Origin of the sequence: Bradyrhizobium sp. 17 (assembly GCF_023073515.1) — a bacterium.
GTDB lineage: Bacteria > Pseudomonadota > Alphaproteobacteria > Rhizobiales > Xanthobacteraceae > Bradyrhizobium > Bradyrhizobium canariense_D.
The window spans coordinates 397,634-415,853 of record NZ_JADPJQ010000124.1 but is presented as its reverse complement, the minus strand read 5'-3'; the positions used below and the strand labels follow the sequence as shown (position 1 = coordinate 415,853).

Genomic DNA, 18,220 nt, shown 5'->3' with positions numbered 1-18,220 from the left:
CACTTCGGCCCGGGCTCCATGTTCCGCATCGATTTCAACAAGCTGCGTTTCCTCGTCTGCGACGACAATCCGCACATGCGCCGCATCCTGCGGACGCTGCTGCATTCCTTTGGCGCGCGTGAAGTCTACGAGGCCGAGGACGGCGCCACGGCGCTGGAAATGTACAGCCATTACGTGCCCGACATCGTCATCACCGACTGGGCGATGCCGATCTTCGATGGGCTCGAGCTGGCGCAGATGATCCGGCAGCCGGAATCCAAGGGCAATCCCTACGCGCCGATCATCATGCTGACCGGCCATTCCGAGAAGCGCCGCGTCACGGTGGCGCGCGATGCCGGCGTCACCGAATTTCTGGCCAAGCCGATCTCGGCCAAGGGGCTCTACCAGCGCATCCTCAACGTGGTCGCCAGTCCCCGCCCCTTCATCAAGACCAAGACCTATTTCGGCCCGGACCGCCGCCGCAACATCAACTCAGCCTATATGGGCCCCGAGCGCCGCGTCGGCGAAAAGCACGAGGTGCTGCAGCAGCCCTCGCTGCTCGACAAGGCCCGCTCCTCCATCTAGCGCAACGTCTCTCACGATCGAGGCCGATATCATGGCGAAGAACAGCGCAAGAGACATCGAGATCACGGCCTTCGCCACGCATCAAATCATCACGCAGCCCAACCCGCTGCGGTCGGTCCTGCGCCGCGTCGAAGACAAAGACATGGACGATCCGATCGGCCGCGCCGAACAGGCGCTCGCGGGCCTTGCTGGCGAGTTCAAGGACTGGATGGCGACCGAGATCAACCGGCTGTCGGCCGCCTACGTCGCCATCCGGCACGACGGCTTCAGCAAGGACAGGCGCGACGAGTTGTTTCGCGCCGCGCACGACATCAAGGGCGATGCCGCGACTTTCGGCTATCCGGCGGCGGCGGGCGTAGCCGAGAGCCTGTGCCGCGTCATCGAGCACGCGCCCGATCTCGAAAAGGTACCGGCCGAGCTGTTCACGCACCACATCAACGCCATCCTTGCCATCGTGCACGAGAACACCAAGCTCGACAGCATCAGCGTCTCCGCCGAACTCAGCCGGCGCCTGCGCAAGGTCGCCGATGACTATCTCGCCGACGCCAACCGCGATCGCCCCGAGCATCTCGAGGTGATCCTGGCACCGAGTATCGCGCCGGCGGGGTAGCTTCGCCGTTCGCGAGGTGTTGTAGGGTGGGCAAAGCGAAGCGTGCCCACAAATCGACATGAATTGTGCGGAGAGACGGTGGGCACGGCGCAATGCGCCTTTGCCCCGCCCTACAGCGTCTCGTTACGCAGCAATCAGATCGTCATACACCGGATCAACCGTCTCCTCCGCGACCAGCTCGTCGCAGAACAGCCTTGCCTCTTCGCGCGCGGATTCGGTGGCGAAGCGGCGGAGCAGGACCATCAGCGGCTCGGTCGCGCCGCGGTCGGTCTCGCAATGAGTGAGTACGCGCTCGACCATGCGGCGGCGCAGCCTCGCTGCATTGTCGTCGCTGTCGACGAAGCCCTGCTCGTGGCAGGCATCGAGCGCGACCTGGAAGGCTGCAAACGTCGCCTCGGGAAGCCCGGCGCGGCGGAGCAGCGCGTGCAGGCTGTTGCCGCCGCGATCGTGCAGCAGCGCGGACACGCGCGCCAGCGGCAGCTCGGCGAGCTCAGCCAGCGCCGCATCGAACAGGTCGAGATTGTTCGACAGCAGCGCGCGCAGAATGAGACCCGCGGTGAGCTGGCCGGTGATGCGCAGGTGCCGAACAAGCCCTTCCATGTCTTCGCCGCGGGAGCGCGCCGCAATGTTCATGGTGGAGCGGTCGCGCGCCTCGGTCGCGATGCGCTCGGCGCGGTCGGCACTCAGCCAGTTCCGGGCCACGACGAATTGAGCCAGCGTCTCTGAGAGTTTGGCCACCAGCGCGGCGCGCGTGGCAGACGGCAGATCCTCCAGCACCAGCATCGCCTCGCGGATCGCGGCAAGATGGCCGTGACGCTCGACGATGCGATCCCAGGAGAACGGCGCAAGCTCTGCATGAGGATTTTCGATCAGCTCAAGCGCTGCCGCCGCGCAGCCGACTTCGGCAATGGCGGCGCAGACCGATACCGGCAGCGCGATGCGGCGCGCGACCGCGCACTGCACCTCGTCGTTGCCGGTCGCGACGATGTCGACGAGATCGGCGTCGATCAGCAGCGGAGAATGTTCGAGCACGGGCAGCGCGACGGTCGGCTGGTCCGCCGACAGCGCCCGCACGATCGACGCCGGCGCTTCGGTACTGCGCGCGAACGCCTCGGCCATCGCCTGCCGCACCAGCGGCGAGGGATCGTCGAGCAGCATCAGAAGCGCGCCTTCAGCGGCAATACGGTCGTCATGGGAAAGGTCTGAGATCAACCAGGCCCGGGCCAGTGCCCGCGTCGCCTCGGCCCGCTCGCCGGCGGGCGCCGTCCTGATCCAATTGATGAACTGCCGAACGATCATGGTGCTTCCGGCTTACGCAACGAAGACGAAGCGGTGACGGCTTGTCACCTGCAACACAAAATAAACCACGACGCTTAACAAAGCGTTCACCATAACTGGCTGGTTTTATTGACGTTTTGTTAAGGGAACAAAGGCGGCCGGTTCACGTCTGGCGCTGCGCAGCAGCGTTCACGCTGCGACGTGTCCGAGATACGGGAGTGCGTATTAGCTTGAGAACGTGCCGCTGCGATCGCTGAACAGATCAAGCGGCTGGGGCGGCCGGACGTCGGGCGTTGCCGATGGGACCGAGGTCGCGGGTGCGACCGAGGTGAGCGAGGCATTGTTGCCCCACAATTTCTGCACGGTCGTCGAGACCGGCTGGGTGGTGTCGCCGGGCTGATAGATCGAGCGAAACACCGGCGTGATTGGCGCATTGTCCGCGATCGTCGTTGGCGCTGTCGCGCTGACCGGCATCACCGCGCGTGTGTTCGGAAAGGTCTGGAGATACGCGGCATTGTCGATCAGCGGCGCGGCAGGCTGTACGCCGTTGGCGCTCGCGACCTGCGTGGTCGACGGCGTGCCGCCATACATCGCCATCGCGCTGCGGGTGGTTTTCGAATTTGCCGCGCCGGCGTAGCGTGCATCCAGCACGGAATAGACCTCGGAGATGCTGCGCGCGCGGCCGTCCTTGGCGTAGAAGATCGAGCGATTGGCGGACGCCGCGTTAGGAAACAACCGCGCGCCAACCGCTTGCGGATTGTCCTCGGCATTGGCGATCAGTTTCGCGGCGCCGCCGACGCCCATGAAATGCGCCATGTAGAGTTCGCTGTCGGACGGCCTGCGGCCGAGCAGGCCGGTGAGCTTGAAGCTGTTCGACTGCGTCAGCGCAGCCGCCATGCTGGAGGCGGCCTTCGGATCGTCGCGCAGCTTCATGATCGACCGCTTCATCGCGGGATCATCGACGGTGTAGGTGCCCGACGACGTCCTGGTGATGGCGTCCGAATAGTTGCCATAGCCGAGCTGGGTGCCCGCTTCCTTCACCGTGCCAAGCCAGGTCTGGTCGATGAACTGGTAGAGCCCGTGCGCGGATGACGTAGTCGCCCCCGCCGTGGGATCGAAATCCGATTCCATCTTGGCGGTGGTCAGCATGTACTGGAAGCTGACGCCACCTACGTTCGAGGCCTGCTTGATCGCACTGGCGACGCGTGCCCGCGACGGATCAAGGACCGCCGCCTGTGAGACACTGGAATTGTCGACCGACATGATGAAGTGCCCGCCCGCATGGCGTTGAGGCGCGCCGGCAATTCGACGCCCTGTCGTCTCACCGTGGGACAGATATGGTTAATGCGGGGTAAATTCGGGCCGCCAGCGCCGCCCTCCGCATGACGGCAGGACTACTTCTTGTACACCGCGTCCGGATCGAACAGCCTGTCCGCATCGACAAAGACGAGCCTGGCGCCGCCGTCTTCGGCCTCGACCTTGCGGTAGAAGCAGGACCGGCGGCCGGTGTGACACGCAGCGCCGATCTGCTCGACGCGCAGCCAGACCGCATCCTGATCGCAATCGGTGCGGATCTCGAGCACGCGCTGGGTCTGACCTGAGGTCTCACCTTTTCGCCACAAGGCATTGCGCGAGCGGCTGAAGTACCAGGCTTCGCCGGTCGCGATGGTCTTGCGCAGCGCCTCGTCATTCATGTGCGCGACCATCAGCACGTCGCCGGTGGCAAATTCGGTCGCGACGACCGTGACGAGCCCGGCCGCATCGAATCTCGGAAGGAAGGCGAGACCTTCCTCGGTTTCATGGGAGTGAGCGGACACAACGCCCTCGCCGGTCTATTCGCGAGGTCAGCGCTGCAGGCCTCGCACCAGGGACAGAAAACGAGCCTGTTCCGCCGGATTGTCGCGGAACATGCCGGTGAAGCGGCTGGTGAAGGTGGAGGCACCATGCTTGGCGACGCCGCGCACCGACATGCAGGTATGCTCGGCCTCGATCAGCACGGCAACGCCGCGCGGCTTGAGGATCTCGTCGATCGCCGCCGCGATCTGCGCGGTCATGTGCTCCTGGGTCTGGAGCCGGCGGGCGAAGATGTCGGTGAGGCGCGCAAGCTTCGACAGGCCGACCACGCGTTCCACCGGCGTATAGGCGATGTGCGCCTTGCCGTAGAACGGCATCATGTGATGCTCGCATTGCGAGGTGAACTCGATGTCACGCACAAGGACGAAGTCGTCATAGCCGGCGGTCTCGCCGAAGGTGCGATCGAGCACCTCGGCCGGACACTGGTGGTAGCCCTGATAGAGTTCGTCGAAAGCCTCGACCACGCGGCGCGGCGTGTCGAGCAGTCCCTCGCGGTTGGTATTCTCGCCGATATAGGCGAGCAGTGTCTTCACCGCCTGCTCGGCCTCGGCGCGCGCCGGGCGCGGCTGGTCGGCGCGGACGGCGGCGGCGAGGAATTCGGAAGGATCAAGCTCCGCCGGACGGCTCTCGGGCTGCCGATCGGAGGGCTTGTTGGGGCGGATGGATTTGATGGTAGCGTCCATGTCGACTCCGTTCGACGGCCTTGCGGCCGGAGTGTCACCGGCAGACGGGGCGGCGAACCGCCGGACGCCTGAGCGAACAGTTTCTGCGAAAAGTCTGCAAGCCGTAACGCCGGCAGCAGGGTTCTGGATCACACCACTGCCGCAGCGCTGGACTGTTTTTCCGCCAGTTCCGATCCTATATAAGGCCGTGGACGGCGCACGCCAAGGCCGGTCCTGCTGGACTCCATCACATGCTGAACGACATTTATAACAAGCGGATCATCGAACTGGCCGGGAATATTCCGCGGCTCGGGCGGTTGCCGGATCCCGATGCCACCGCCACCGCCCATTCCAAGCTGTGCGGCTCGACCGTCAAGGTCGACCTCAAGATGGAGGGCGAGAAGGTCACTGACTTCGCCCATGACGTGAAGGCCTGCGCGCTGGGACAAGCTTCTTCCTCCATCATGGCAAGTCAGATCGTCGGATCGACTGCGAGCGAACTCCGTGAGTTACGCGAAACTGTTCGCAAGATGCTGAAGGAGAACGGCGCGCCTCCTGAAGGCAAATGGGAAGAGATCAAGTTCCTCGAGCCGGTCCGCGACTACAAGGCGCGCCACGCCTCGACACTCCTGACCTTCGATGCCGTGGTCGATGCCATCGGCCAGATCGAAGCGAAGGCGAAGCAGCCGGCTGCGGCGCAAGGCTGATTCGGAGGCTGATCCCGGGCTCGTCGCAGGGCCCGGAAATAGATCAGAGATTCGAGGCTACTTCTGCGACGCCGCAACCGGCGTGGCCACGCCGCCCGTCGGCACCAGGGCTTCCGCCGTCTTGGTCGACTTCGCAGCCTGCTCCGGTTCCGCACCGAACCTCGCCTGGGTCTTTGGTGCAAGCTCCGCCATTGCCGGCGCGGAGATGTCGACATGCGGCAGCACATCGGCCACGAGATCCGTCGTCACGAGATTGGTGAGCTTGAGCTCGCCTGCATCGAGCTGGTGCAAATCTTCCCAGGGCGGGACGCTAAGCGCGAGCGACAGCAGATCGCCGGCACCGCCCATGTCGAACGTGTATTTGGCAAGCCGGCCGATGTCGCGCTCCACGATCATTAGGTCCTGCGCGCTGTAGCTCGCCGCCTTGGCATCGTCGGCGCGATCGCCCATCCAGATCTGATGAACCCGGACATGGGCCGCGTCCGGCACGTAGCGCTTCTTGCCGGCCAACAGCAGGAACACGCACATGGATTCGCAATAGGCCTCCGGCGCGACTGCAGGACGGGCCGACTGCCCGCCGCGGTTCTGAACGCTAATGCCGACCGTGGTCAGAAGTCCGAGATTGCGGAAGCGCCGGCCGAGCGTGATCGCGTCGTTGACGGAACCCCCGCTGGAATCCAGCACCACGGTGGCGCCGCCGAGCTGGCGCCCGCGGGAAAACTCTTCGAAGTCCCGGGGCGTATCGGCGGTGATGATGCCGACTGCACTGACCCAACCGCGGCAATTCGGCTCGCAGGCGACCCAATTGAACTTCATCGGCAGCTTGCGCTCTTCGAGGGCAGCACCGGCCCGGGCAGACGACCCGAGCATCGCGACGGCACCAGCCAGCACGACTCCACAAGCGGCGATTCCTACCAGCAACCAGCCGCGAAGATTGAGCGCCTTCAGAAGTTTCAAACTGGTCCCTTCCCCAAGTCCCAAGCCTTAGCCCAAGCCTTACGGCGAGCCGACTCAGCCAAGCCCCATTCTGACATTCCAATGAGTCTCACATGGACGTCACAAAAATGGTATCCGGGGGAATACAGCTCGTCCATAGGCATTTGCTGCACTGCTCCCAAAAAGCACGCAAAATATGACGTACAAACAACAGCTTACAGTTCCCTGCACTGGAACCGCGCAACACCTCGCCCACGATCTCAGCAAAGCGCCCATGAAGCAATCAGCCTGCGAGCACTGTTCCAATCCCGTCGCGGGCGCGCTCCGGCTTCCACGCAGATTCGGCCGCGCGCTGATCTGGCTCTACCGCCACACGCTCTCGCCGCTGGTTGGCTACAATTGCCGGCACCTGCCGACCTGCTCCACCTATGGCGACGAGGCAATCGAACGGTTCGGGCTGTGGGCCGGCGGCTGGATGACGCTCGCGCGCCTGCTCCGTTGCAACCCTTTCGGCACCTCGGGCATCGACAACGTGCCCCTCACCGCACCACAGGGCGCGCGCTGGTACTTGCCCTGGCGCTACGGCCGCTGGCGCGGCGTCAACGCATCCTGAGCATGATGCGGCGCCTCAGGTGTCGCTACCTTGAGTGGAACCGAAACTCTCTCCTCGCGTTGCTGTGATGCTCCCGCGGGAGGAAACAACAATGCGCTGGAAAATCAGCCCTCATTTTCACGTCAGACTTGGACCGGATTCCCGGGGTGGTTCGCGAGGCCACGATCCCAGAACCCTCGACATGCTCGCCATCATCGCCCTGCTGCTGCTCGTGGTCGGTTCCGGCTGGTATCTGGAGACGAGTCTTGCCACGCCGCCTAGCACAACGGCGTTCATCGTGCCGAGCCAGAGCGTGCACTGGTAATTAGCGGGACCAGAAAAAGCGTCCGGGTGGCGGCGGGACCGGCTCAGGCGGACGTGGCCGCTTCGGACGCAGCGGTTTCGGCGACGGCTCGGCGGACGAGGTGGTCTCCGCCCCCGGCGCCGTCTCGCTTCCCGGCACCTTCACCGCCAGCAGCAAGTTCGACTCGTGCATCCGCCAGCGGTAGCCGACGCCGAAATCGATCGGCTGGGCGCGCGTGAACAGCGCGGCGTAGCGTTCCTGGTAGCGGCCGGGAAATTCGCCGATCGGTCCGAGATAGCGGCCGAACGGGAAGAACCGCCATTGCCGCGAATTGTAGCTCGAAAGCGGAATGCCGGAATCGTCCTGGACGATGGTCGCGCTGTTGGCGAGCAACCAGTCGCGCGCCACGGTGAAATTGCCGGAGTGCAGCAGATAGGACGCACTCTTGATCAGGCTGTTGCCGGGTCCGAGCGTCTCGCAGAACTTCAGGAATCCTGCCGCGCGTGCACCTGAATTGGAGAGATCGGTCGAGAAATAATACAGCGTGCGCGCCTCGCCGTCGGGGCCCGCAAAGGTGATGCGGGCGCCGCGCGTCGCGTTCGGTCCTGGATTGTCGTTGCCGACATGCACGCCGCCCTTGTCGTCGAGTGCGACCATCTCGACATTGCGGATGATCTTGCCGGAGCGGACGAGGAAGACGTAGAGGATCGGCAAGGTGCCGTTGACCTGGTTGGTGTGCAGGTCGACCTTCATTTGCTTGGTGATGAAGAAGGAAAAACTCAGGATCGAGCCGAGCGAGCGCTCGACATTATAGAGCGCGGCGCCGACCGAACTGCGCGGCAATCGCGTCAGGTCAGCCACTGCACCGACCGGCTCCAGCGCGCCAAGCACGTAAGTGCTGGCCTTGGGATAGAAGGCGTTGGCGTAGAGGAAGTCGGGGCCGCTGAACCAATAAAACATGGTCGGCCTGGGCGCCGCCAAATTGACGTCGGCCCAGTTGCGGATCTTCGCGAGCTGGCGCTCCTCGAGCTGGGCGAAGGCACTGTCGAAGAATCTCGCGTGGCGTTGCCAACCCGAGTCCTTTGTGAGCGGCACCAGCGGCGAATCCGCCGAAGGCTGCATGCCCGCGAGGAAGCGCGCGGTGTCGTCGAAGGTTGCCTCGGCAGCACGTGCGGACGAGACGGCCGCAGCCAGCAAGGCGAGAGCCACGGCCGCAATTCTCATGGGTCGAAACATGTCTATTCGCGATTGTGTGACGTGCCAGCGGCGACCGGCCGCCTGCGGAAAACAGCATAAATCAACAGGCCCGAGACCATGACGAGCATCCCCGATAGCGATTGCACCGGCCGCTCAGTCAATAAATAGTACATCATCAACGCGGTCACGAGCAGGAACACGAGCGGCGTGAACGGGTATCCCCAGGCACGATAGGGCCGCGGCAAATCGGGATCCGTGATGCGCAGCTTGATGACGCCGGCGACCGTGAAGAACGAGCAGAACAGCAGCGCGAACTGGATGAAGTCGAGCACGGCCTCGAAGCTGCGCGTGAACAGCAGCAAATTGGCGACGGCGAGCTGAAACAGGATGGCATAGGCCGGCGCGCCGCGCACCGATCTCCGCGAGAACACGCGCAGCGCCGGAATATCCTCCCCCATCGTCATCATCACGCGCGGGCCGATCCACATCATCGCGCTGATCGAGGAGATCAGGCCGAAACAGATCATCGCGCCGACGATCCGGCCGCCGAGATTGCCGAAGATCGCGCTGCCGGCAACGCTGGCAACGTCGAGCTGTCCCGCGAGCGCGCCCACCGGCGTGGAATGCAGAAACACCGCATTCAGCGCCACGTACAGCACGAGCACGATCAGCGTGCCCGCGAGCAGCGCGCGCGGCAGGTCCCGCTGCGGCATGTTCATCTCGCCGATGATGTAGGTCGCGGCATTCCAGCCCGAGAACGAATACATCACGAATACGAGCCCGATCGCGAAAGGCGCGCTGACGATATGCGCGAGATCGCCCGCCTGCGGCGTGAAGGCGATCGCCTGCGGCTCGCCGACGATGAAGCCGGCAACCAGGAAGGCAACGATCAGCACGACCTTCAGGATGGTCGAGATCAACTGGAAGGTCGAGGAGTGCCTGACTCCGGTCAGTTGCACGAGCGAGACCAGCCACACCACGCCGATGGCAAGCGGGATCGGCGGCACACCGGGCACGACCGATTTGGCGTATTCGCCGAAGGCCATCGCAGCGAGCGCGACGGGCGCTGCAAAGCCAACCGTCGCCGACACCCAGCCGGCGAGAAAGCCGAAGGCGGGATGATAGGCACGGCCGAGGAAATTGTATTCGCCGCTCGAGCGCGGAAACATGGCACCGAGCTCGCTGTAGGAGAACACCCCGCACAGCGCGACGATGCCGCCGACCGTCCAAAGCAAGAGGATCGAGAAGCCCGAGGGAATGTCCTTGACCTGGAAGCCGAGGCTGGTGAAGACGCCGACCCCGATCATGTCGGCCACGACGATGGCCGTTGCGACCAGAACGGAGACCCCCGACCCGCTTCCGGTCAGCCGGCCGGTCCAGGGTGCAGTACCCGCATCTGATGCCGTCATCGCCGTCCTCAACCTCAGGCGTCACGCCTCGTGGGAAGCATCGTGCAGCTCGGTCCAGTCAATTCAAGCAGGGTTAACAAGGGTTAAATGAGGCGGGGCCAGATCGGTACTTCAGCACCGTCAAAGCAACTATCCGGGCGATAAAGCATCGTAAGCACCGGGACATCCCGTCTCCCTCCCCCACAATCACGACACGATTGCGTGGTCCCTTTGAGCGTTCCGGATGTGGGGAAGTTTCTCCGGACACTTAACGTCGCCTAACGCCCATCGGCTCAATTGCCTTAACGATTGCCGATGGACTTGTGGTCATGACTTGGGGTCACGGGTGAATGGTCGGGGCCGTTCCGAAACCGAGAGCTGACATCCGCGCCGACCGGACCACGTCCGGCGCACGCGGTCGTGCGCTTCGGACCGCTCTGATCTCAGCCTTGGTGCCGTTGTCGCTGACGCTGGTTCAATGCGGCAAGGCACCCAATCCGGCAGCACTCGCGGCGAACTCGCAGGCCAACGCCCAAGGCAACGTCCCAGCCAACGTCCAGGTCGTCGCGAAGACAAACCAGCTCGCAAGCAGCGACACGTTCGAGGATCGCTTCCCGGCCCCCCAGTTCAGGGAGCGCTTCCCATCCGCGAGCGAGGGTTTTCTGCAACGACAGATGTCGGACTTCTCACCCAAGCGCGCCGTGCAGCCGCAGCCGGAGCAGGCGCCTTACAAGGTTGCTTCGCTCGCGCCGCAGGCCCCCTACCAGCGTCCGCCACGCGAGGACCTGACGACGCTCGTCAGCATGAAATCGTCAGCCTTCCCCTATTTCGGCAACAACCCTGCCTCCGACGCGCCATTCCTCAACATCTCCAAGGGCGACCGCCGCGGCCACCGCAGCTATTCCGGGCGCGTGTTCTGGCAGGACGAGACTTACAACGATAACCGCGTCCTGATGCACGTGCCCGAACATTTCGACGTGCGGAAGCCAGGCGTGATCGTGGTGTTCTTCCACGGCAATGGCGCGACGCTGGAGCGCGACGTGCGCGACCGCCAGCTGGTGCCGCAACAGATCACTGATTCCGGCGCCAACGCCATCCTGCTCGCACCGCAGATGGCGGTCGATGCCGCCGATTCCAGCGCAGGAAAATTCTGGCAGACTGGCGGCCTCAAGCGCTTCATCGACGAGTCGGCGAACCATCTCGCCCGCCTCACCGGCGATCCCAACAGCGCCCGCGCCTTCGCCAACATGCCGATCGTGATCGTCGGCTACAGCGGCGGCTTCCTGCCGACGGCCTGGAGCCTCGAGGTTGGTGGCATCAGTGACCGTGTCCGCGGCGTCGTGTTGCTCGACGCCGTCTATGGCGAGATGGACAAGTTCGCCTCATGGATCGAGAGCCACCGCTCCGGCTTCTTCGTCAGCTCCTACACCCGCTACACCGCACGGCGCGACCGCGAACTGATGAGCACGCTGCGGCAGAAAGGCATAACCGTCTCCGAAGACATGGACGGCCCCTTGCGTCCGGGCAGCGTGGTGTTCGTCGAAACCGGGGACGGCATCACGCATCGTGACTATGTGACGCGAGCGTGGACGCGGGACCCGCTCAAGGACGTCCTCGTGAAGATGTCGGCGACGCCATCACTCGCGCTCACGCGCGTGGCCTCCACCAATCCATCCCCGTCGAGCCGGTAAGCCCGCGATATTGCGCCGTCGGTATTTTGGCTAGGTGGGCCTGCAACTGTCGCAGGCCCTGATCTGCCTCAGGTCTTTGGCAGCTTCGGAATGCTTTCGGCAAAGCCGTTGAAGCAGGCCAGCCGCTCGTCCTCTTCCTTGAAGAAACGGCAATCGGCGTAGCCCTTGGCCTTGGCCGGCTTCGGCTTTGGCGTCGGCGGGATCACGGCGTCGTAGCAATTGAGCCGGTCCTTGGTGCCGTCATCGAGCTCCAGGCAAGCCTGGAGCCGCGCCGCGATGGATTGTGGCTTGCCCTTCGGCGCGGCAGCCGGCTTGGCCGCAGCCTCCTTGGTGCCCGCCTTGGTCCCTTTGGGCTTGACCTGCACCAACGGCTTGTCTCCGATCATTGGTGGCTTGTCGGCTTGCGCGAAAGCGGAAGCTGAATAGAGCACCGCGGCAACCGCCAGAATCATCCTCATCTCAGTCAACCCTCTTTGGTCCCCATACCGGCCTTCTAGCCTCCCGGCGCGCGGTTTGCCAAGCACCTTGCGCACACAGGCACGCTTCCGTTCAGGCCGGGGCGGCTGTTGCCGGCCGGGGCCGGGTCAGGACGACCAGGATCAGCGCCACCACCACGAAACCGACTGCGACGAAGCCGAGCGCATGCAGGAGCTCGCGGGCGAACAGCAGTCCGCCGACGGCAGAGCCGACCGCCTGGCCGATATAAAGGACGGAGGTGTTGAGTGCGACGGTCGCCGATGCCAGCGACGGTGCGGCCGAGACCAGCCACACCTGCTGCATCGAATTGGTCGAGGCAAAACCGAGGCCCCAGATCGCGACCGCACCCGCCATCAACGCGAGCGTGCCGGCGCCGAGTGCCCAGCCCGTGATTCCTGCAAGCAGCAGGCAGGTGAACAGCAGCGAGGTGCGATAGGGTCCCGAGGTGTCGACGATGCGGGTCGCGATGACAACGCCGAGGAAGCCGCAGACGCCATAGAGAGCGAACACCAGGCCGATCGCATCGGGCCCTGCGCCGGTCAGCTTGTTGAGCAGCGGCCCCATGAAGGTGAACACCACGAACTGCCCCGACATCTGCAACATCGTGATCGCAAGCAGAAGCCGGATCGTTCTGTTGCGACGGACCGCGCTCCAGGTCTTCAGATCCACCGGCGTCCCCTTCAAGCCCCCCGGCAGCCGCATCAGCAACAGCAGGAAGCTGACGCAACCGAGCGCGCCGATTCCGCCATAGGCCGCGCGCCAGCCATAGCGGCTGGCGATGAAGGTGATCAGCGGCAGGCCGACGGCGGCAGCGAGCGACCAGCCGAGAAAGATGTAGGCAATCGTGCTGCCGCGACGCTCCACCGGCACGATCAACGCCGCTGTACCGGCGGCCTGCGGCGTGTAAAGCGCGCCGACCGCGAGCATCACCAGGCGGATGACGAGGAGGCTCGCATAGTCGGGCGCAAAGGCCGAGGCCAGATTGCCAAAAGCGAGCACCGCCAGCGTCGTGGTGAGTAACGCCCGGCGCTCGATCCGGCTGGTGAGCCAGGCCGTCAGCGGCGAGCCGATGCAGAGGATGACAGCCCCGAAGGTGATCAGGAGCGCAGCCGCATGGATGCTGACGTCGAGCCCCGTCGCCAATTCCGGCAGCATGCCCGCCGGCGCCAGTACTGAGCAGCCGGTGACGAGATTGCCGAGCATCAGGGCGGTTGGCGCGAAACGGCCGGCGCGTGCATTTTCCATGCAAACGCATGTAGAGCCGCCTTGCGACCAGTTAAAGGGCGTTGCCCGGAATAGTTCGTGCAGCGCCTCCGCTTTTGCGCGCCGGTTTCTTGGAAATGCCGGATTGCGCAGGCCGACTCGCCTGATATATCGCTCGTTCCCGCTTACCTGCGCTCGTTCGCAGGAGTGAGCCTCAGGAGACATGCCATGACCGACCAGCCCAAGGACCCATCCAAGGACCAATCCAAGTCCGAGCAGCCCAAATCCGAATCCGGCTTCCAGTACAGCCTCAGCAATTTGAGACCCGTGACCCCACCGGAAAAAATCACCCTCACCTTCCCCGACGGCGCCCGGCGCGAATACGCCAAGAGCATCACCGGCCTCGAACTCGCCAAGGGCATTTCGCCGTCGCTGGCCAAGCGTACGGTCGCGATGGCGCTCGACGGCGTGGTCTCCGACCTCGACGATCCCATCGAAGCCGATGCCAGGATCGAGCTGATCAACCGGGACGATCCACGCGCGCTCGAGCTGATCCGCCATGACTGCGCCCACGTGCTTGCCGAAGCCGTGCAGACGCTGTGGCCGGGCACGCAGGTTACCATCGGCCCCGTCATCGAGAACGGCTTCTATTACGATTTCTTCCGCAACGAGCCGTTCACGCCGGAAGACTTTGCCGCGATCGAGAAGAAGATGCGCGAGCTCATCGCGCGCGACAAGCCTTTTACTAAGGAGGTTTGGGATCGCGAAAAGACAAAACAGGTATTCCGCGACAAGGGCGAGGCGTTCAAGGTCGAGCTGGTCGATGCCATTCCCGGCAACGAGCCGATCAAGATCTATTACCAGGGCGACTGGTTCGATCTCTGCCGCGGCCCGCACATGACATCGACCGGTAAGGTCGGCAACGCCTTCAAGCTGATGAAGGTGGCCGGCGCCTATTGGCGCGGCGACAGCAACAACCCGATGCTGACCCGCATCTACGGCACGGCATTCGCCAAGCAGGAGGACCTCGACGCTTATCTGAAGCAGATCGAGGAAGCGGAAAAGCGCGACCATCGCAAGCTCGGGCGCGAACTCGACCTCTTCCACTTCCAGGAGGAAGGTCCGGGCGTCGTGTTCTGGCACGCCAAGGGCTGGACCATCTTCCAGCAGCTGATCGCCTATATGCGACGCCGCCTGGCCGGTGACTATAGCGAGGTCAACGCCCCCCAGATCCTCGACAAGTCGCTGTGGGAGACCTCCGGCCATTGGGGCTGGTACCGCGAGAACATGTTCGCGGCGCAGTCGGCCGGCGAGGAGGCCGAAGACAAGCGCTGGTTCGCGCTGAAGCCGATGAACTGCCCAGGCCACGTGCAGATCTTCAAGCATGGCCTGAAGAGCTACCGCGACCTGCCGCTGCGGCTCGCCGAGTTCGGCGTGGTGCACCGCTACGAGCCGTCCGGCGCGATGCACGGATTGATGCGCGTGCGCGGCTTCACCCAGGATGACGCGCACATCTTCTGCATGGAGGATCAGCTCGCCGACGAGTGCCTGAAGATCAACGAGCTGATCCTGTCGACCTATGCCGATTTCGGCTTCACCGGCGATCTCACTGTGAAGCTGTCGACCCGGCCGGAGAAACGCGTCGGCACCGACGCGATGTGGGATCACGCCGAGCGCGTGATGGCGACGGTGCTGCGCGAGATCCAGTCGCAGAACAATCACATCAAGACCGAGATCAATCCGGGCGAAGGCGCCTTCTACGGACCGAAGTTCGAATATGTGCTGCGCGACGCCATCGGCCGCGACTGGCAGTGCGGCACCACGCAGGTCGACTTCAACCTGCCGGAACGGTTCGGTGCGTTCTACATCGACCACGACAGCGGCAAGAAGCCGCCGGTCATGGTGCACCGCGCGATCTGCGGTTCGATGGAGCGCTTCATCGGCATCCTGATCGAGCACTATGCCGGCAACTTCCCGCTCTGGCTGTCGCCGGTGCAGGTGGTGGTCACCACCATCACGTCGGAAGCCGACGAGTATGCCAAGCAGGTGCTGGAGCAGGTCCGGCGTGCGGGACTTCGAGCCGAGATCGACCTGCACAACGAAAAGATCAACTACAAGGTCCGCGAGCATTCGCTCGCCAAAATTCCGGCACTGCTCGTGGTCGGCAAGAAAGAGGCCGAGACGCAGTCGGTCTCGATCCGCCGGCTCGGCAGCGACGGGCAGCAAGTGACGACGACGGTGGAAGCCATCGCCGCCCTCGTCGACGAAGCGACCCCGCCGGATGTGAAGCGGGCGCGTGGCGCGACCTGACATCTGAAATCGGTCTAAACTCGCTTTCGGTTGCGGGCGTGCATTCCTATGTGGGGACTGCACGCCCCACGACCAGCCGAAGAGGAAACCGCAGTGCCCGACGCCATCGAACTCCTGAAGACCCGCCGCTCGGTCAAGCCGCGCGAGATGTCCGGACCTGGCCCCTCCCCGGCCGAGCTCGAGACGATCCTCACCATCGGCGCGCGCGTGCCTGATCATGGCAAGCTCGCGCCCTGGCGCTTCATCATCTTCGAGGGCGATGCGCGCCAGCGCGCCGGCGAGGTGATCGCGAAGGTGTTTGCCCGGAAGAATCCCGGCGCGCCGGCGGCCGACGTCGAGACCGAGCGCAAACGCCTCACGGATGCGCCGCTGGTGATCGGCATCGTCAGCTTCACCAAACCGCATCCGAAGGTGCCGGCCTTCGAGCAGGAATTGTCGGCCGGGGCCAGCGTTATGAACATCGTCACGGCCGCGGCGGCGCTCGGCTACGGCGCCTGCTGGCTGACCGGCTGGTTCGCGTTCGATCGCGACGTGCTGGATGGCCTCGGCCTCAAGCCGGACGAGAAGCTCGCGGGCTTCGTCCATATCGGCAAGCCGACCAGGCCGAGCGAAGACCGTCCGCGACCGGTCCTTTCTGAAATCGTGACGCGATTTTAATCGAAGGCGTGTTGACGCCTTCGACGTCTTGCGGCTTTGATCCCGGCGAGGGAGGAAGCCCGGATGAAGCGTCGTGAATTTCTGGTCGGAGCCGCGCTGCTGGCCGGCACGATGGCGCGAAGCCGCGCCGCCGACGTCCCCGCGCCGTCGTCCGACGGGCTCGACCGTATCACAGCGTATTTCGACAACGAGGTGACGAATGGCCGGCTGCCCGGCGCCGTGGTGCTGGTCCAGCAGCACGGCAAGCCGGTCTATCTGAAGACTATTGGCGTGCGCGACACCAGGACCGGTCTCGCGATGACGCCCGATACGATCTTCGCCATCCACTCGATGACCAAGCCGATCACCTGCCTTGGCGCGATGATGCTGATCGACGAGGGCAAGCTCGCGCTCACCGACCCCGTGTCGAAATACGTTCCCCTCTTCGCCGACACCAAGGTGGGCCTCGAGGTCACCAATCCCGACGGCACGTTGCACCTGGATCTCGTGGCCCCGGTCCGTCCCGTCAACATCGAGGATCTCCTGCGGCACACCTCGGGCATCAGCTACGACTACATCGGCGGCAAATGGGTCGAGCAGGCCTACAAGGCCGCCAATATCTTCGAAGGTCAATTCAACAACAGGGAATTCGCCGAACGCATCGCAAGGCTGCCGCTGGCACGGCAACCGGGAACGCTGTGGCGCTACGGTCATTCCACTGACGTCCTCGGCAGCGTCATCGAGATCATCTCGGGCCAGACGCTGTACGAATTCCTCAAGCAGCGCATCTTCGATCCGCTCGGCATGAGCAGCACCAAGTTCGCGCTGGCGACCGAGGACGAGCTTGCGCGGATGGCGCGGCCGCTGCCGAACGACAACATCCTGCTCGCCGCCGAGCGCGAGCGCCTCGATCACCCCGAATGGCAGTCCGGCGGCGGCGGGCTGCTCTCGACCATCACCGACTACCAGCGATTCGCGCAGATGCTGCTCAATGGCGGCGAGTTCGACGGCAAGCGCTATCTGAGCCCCGCTGCCTTCAAGGCCATGACGACCGATCACGTCGGGCCGGGCTCGGGCGTCGGACGCGATTACTTCTATTTTCCGGGCGACGGCTTCGGCTATGGCTATGGCCTCGCGGTGCGGACCGATCCCGGCAACGCCAAACCGCCGCCGCCGGGCTCGCTCGGCGAGTTGAAATGGGACAGTGGCAGCGGCACCTATTTCGGCGTCGATCCCAAGCTCGACATGGTCTACCTGCTGATGCAGCAGACCCAGAACGAGCGCAGCCGCATCACGCCGGCCTTCAAGGCGCTGGTCTACGACTGCTATCCGTCCGAGTTACGCCGTCCGTGAATCTCGCTCGCCGAAATCGGCGAGCAGCTTTGCGATCTCGGCGGCGTATACTCCCATCATCCTCGTCATTGCGAGCGCAGCGAAGCAATCCGGACTGCCCACGCGGAAAGACTCTGGATTGGTTCGCTGCGCTCGCAACGACGGAGTCTGTGGGTGGAAGCGTCGCACTTTCATCGCATTCCGGATCGCAGACGCACCTTCGCATCCTCGCGGCTTGTTCGCCCGAGCTTTGCCTCGATGCCTTACCCTCAAATGAAAGAGGGCGCAGGGAGACCGGGTGCCGGCTGGCACCCGCGGTCCACTGTGCGAGATTGTCGTGAACAAAATTGCACAGCAGCATACAGGTGAAGCCAAAACATCCGGCCTTCCCTGCGCAGTGGCTTTACGGCTTATGTCGCGCTCTCCCCGGGGAGCGATGCACTATTGCCCCCGTCGCCTTGCGGATGGCTGACGCGTGC

The 18,220-nt window shown here is 64.2% G+C and carries 18 protein-coding genes; 9 read left to right on the top strand and 9 right to left on the bottom strand.

Going from position 1 to position 18,220, the window contains the following annotated elements; all coding sequences use genetic code 11:
* Nucleotides 1-18 precede the first annotated feature (18 nt).
* Both IVB13_RS32150 and IVB13_RS32145 read left to right on the top strand, forming a co-directional pair.
* A complete protein-coding gene (locus IVB13_RS32150; RefSeq protein ID WP_007611745.1) occupies nt 19-564 on the top strand; it encodes a response regulator in 546 nt (181 codons plus the stop codon).
* A 31-nt stretch (nt 565-595) separates the two neighbouring features.
* Nucleotides 596-1,174 (top strand): Hpt domain-containing protein, encoded by a 579-nt coding sequence (locus IVB13_RS32145; RefSeq protein WP_018455380.1) that lies wholly within the window; start codon nt 596-598, stop codon nt 1,172-1,174.
* Nucleotides 1,175-1,297: 123 nt separating this feature from the next.
* Here IVB13_RS32145 and IVB13_RS32140 read toward each other — a convergent pair whose 3' ends face one another.
* The 4 genes from IVB13_RS32140 to folE form a co-directional block, all read right to left on the bottom strand.
* Entirely contained in the window at nt 1,298-2,473 is a 1,176-nt protein-coding gene (locus tag IVB13_RS32140) for a DUF2336 domain-containing protein (RefSeq protein ID WP_247361988.1), read from the bottom strand.
* Between the two features lie 204 nt (nt 2,474-2,677).
* On the bottom strand, nt 2,678-3,715 hold the full coding sequence (locus tag IVB13_RS32135) for a lytic transglycosylase domain-containing protein (RefSeq protein WP_247491278.1): 1,038 nt from the start codon (nt 3,713-3,715) through the stop codon (nt 2,678-2,680).
* A gap of 131 nt (nt 3,716-3,846) precedes the next feature.
* Nucleotides 3,847-4,269: a phosphoribosyl-AMP cyclohydrolase gene (gene hisI, locus IVB13_RS32130; protein WP_085351148.1), complete on the bottom strand. Its 423-nt coding sequence runs from the start codon at nt 4,267-4,269 to the stop codon at nt 3,847-3,849.
* A 27-nt stretch (nt 4,270-4,296) separates the two neighbouring features.
* Entirely contained in the window at nt 4,297-4,989 is a 693-nt protein-coding gene (folE, locus tag IVB13_RS32125) for a GTP cyclohydrolase I FolE (RefSeq protein WP_007602630.1), read from the bottom strand.
* A gap of 230 nt (nt 4,990-5,219) precedes the next feature.
* Here folE and IVB13_RS32120 point away from each other — a divergent pair, with 230 nt between their 5' ends.
* Complete coding sequence (locus tag IVB13_RS32120; RefSeq protein WP_007602629.1) at nt 5,220-5,675, top strand: iron-sulfur cluster assembly scaffold protein; 456 nt, start codon at nt 5,220-5,222, stop codon at nt 5,673-5,675.
* 57 nt (nt 5,676-5,732) lie between these two features.
* Here IVB13_RS32120 and IVB13_RS32115 read toward each other — a convergent pair whose 3' ends face one another.
* Complete coding sequence (locus IVB13_RS32115) at nt 5,733-6,632, bottom strand: hypothetical protein (protein WP_247361986.1); 900 nt, start codon at nt 6,630-6,632, stop codon at nt 5,733-5,735.
* Between the two features lie 253 nt (nt 6,633-6,885).
* Between IVB13_RS32115 and yidD the strand changes: the two genes are divergently transcribed.
* Nucleotides 6,886-7,224: a membrane protein insertion efficiency factor YidD gene (gene yidD, locus IVB13_RS32110; protein ID WP_247361984.1), complete on the top strand. Its 339-nt coding sequence runs from the start codon at nt 6,886-6,888 to the stop codon at nt 7,222-7,224.
* A gap of 91 nt (nt 7,225-7,315) precedes the next feature.
* Complete coding sequence (locus tag IVB13_RS32105; protein WP_026232939.1) at nt 7,316-7,528, top strand: hypothetical protein; 213 nt, start codon at nt 7,316-7,318, stop codon at nt 7,526-7,528.
* On the opposite strand, the gene IVB13_RS32100 is transcribed toward IVB13_RS32105, so the two are convergent.
* Both IVB13_RS32100 and IVB13_RS32095 read right to left on the bottom strand, forming a co-directional pair.
* Nucleotides 7,529-8,743: a hypothetical protein gene (locus tag IVB13_RS32100; protein ID WP_247371675.1), complete on the bottom strand. Its 1,215-nt coding sequence runs from the start codon at nt 8,741-8,743 to the stop codon at nt 7,529-7,531.
* A 2-nt stretch (nt 8,744-8,745) separates the two neighbouring features.
* Nucleotides 8,746-10,113 (bottom strand): amino acid permease, encoded by a 1,368-nt coding sequence (locus tag IVB13_RS32095; protein WP_247371671.1) that lies wholly within the window; start codon nt 10,111-10,113, stop codon nt 8,746-8,748.
* 329 nt (nt 10,114-10,442) lie between these two features.
* Between IVB13_RS32095 and IVB13_RS32090 the strand changes: the two genes are divergently transcribed.
* Complete coding sequence (locus IVB13_RS32090) at nt 10,443-11,783, top strand: alpha/beta hydrolase (RefSeq protein ID WP_247371668.1); 1,341 nt, start codon at nt 10,443-10,445, stop codon at nt 11,781-11,783.
* Between the two features lie 68 nt (nt 11,784-11,851).
* On the opposite strand, the gene IVB13_RS32085 is transcribed toward IVB13_RS32090, so the two are convergent.
* The gene (locus IVB13_RS32085) at nt 11,852-12,241 is read right to left on the bottom strand and encodes a hypothetical protein (protein ID WP_085385007.1); all 390 of its coding nucleotides are present in this window, start codon (nt 12,239-12,241) and stop codon (nt 11,852-11,854) included.
* Nucleotides 12,242-12,332: 91 nt separating this feature from the next.
* Entirely contained in the window at nt 12,333-13,505 is a 1,173-nt protein-coding gene (locus IVB13_RS32080; protein WP_247491276.1) for an MFS transporter, read from the bottom strand.
* Nucleotides 13,506-13,691: 186 nt separating this feature from the next.
* Here IVB13_RS32080 and thrS point away from each other — a divergent pair, with 186 nt between their 5' ends.
* The 3 genes from thrS (at nt 13,692) to IVB13_RS32065 (ending at nt 17,762) form a co-directional block, all read left to right on the top strand.
* A complete protein-coding gene (gene thrS, locus IVB13_RS32075; RefSeq protein WP_247491275.1) occupies nt 13,692-15,773 on the top strand; it encodes a threonine--tRNA ligase in 2,082 nt (693 codons plus the stop codon).
* Between the two features lie 93 nt (nt 15,774-15,866).
* Nucleotides 15,867-16,430 carry a nitroreductase gene (locus IVB13_RS32070; protein WP_018455367.1) on the top strand — a complete coding sequence of 188 codons (564 nt, stop codon included), beginning with the start codon at nt 15,867-15,869 and terminating at the stop codon, nt 16,428-16,430.
* A gap of 63 nt (nt 16,431-16,493) precedes the next feature.
* Complete coding sequence (locus IVB13_RS32065) at nt 16,494-17,762, top strand: serine hydrolase domain-containing protein (RefSeq protein ID WP_085351139.1); 1,269 nt, start codon at nt 16,494-16,496, stop codon at nt 17,760-17,762.
* The last annotated feature ends 458 nt before the right edge of the window (nt 17,763-18,220 follow it).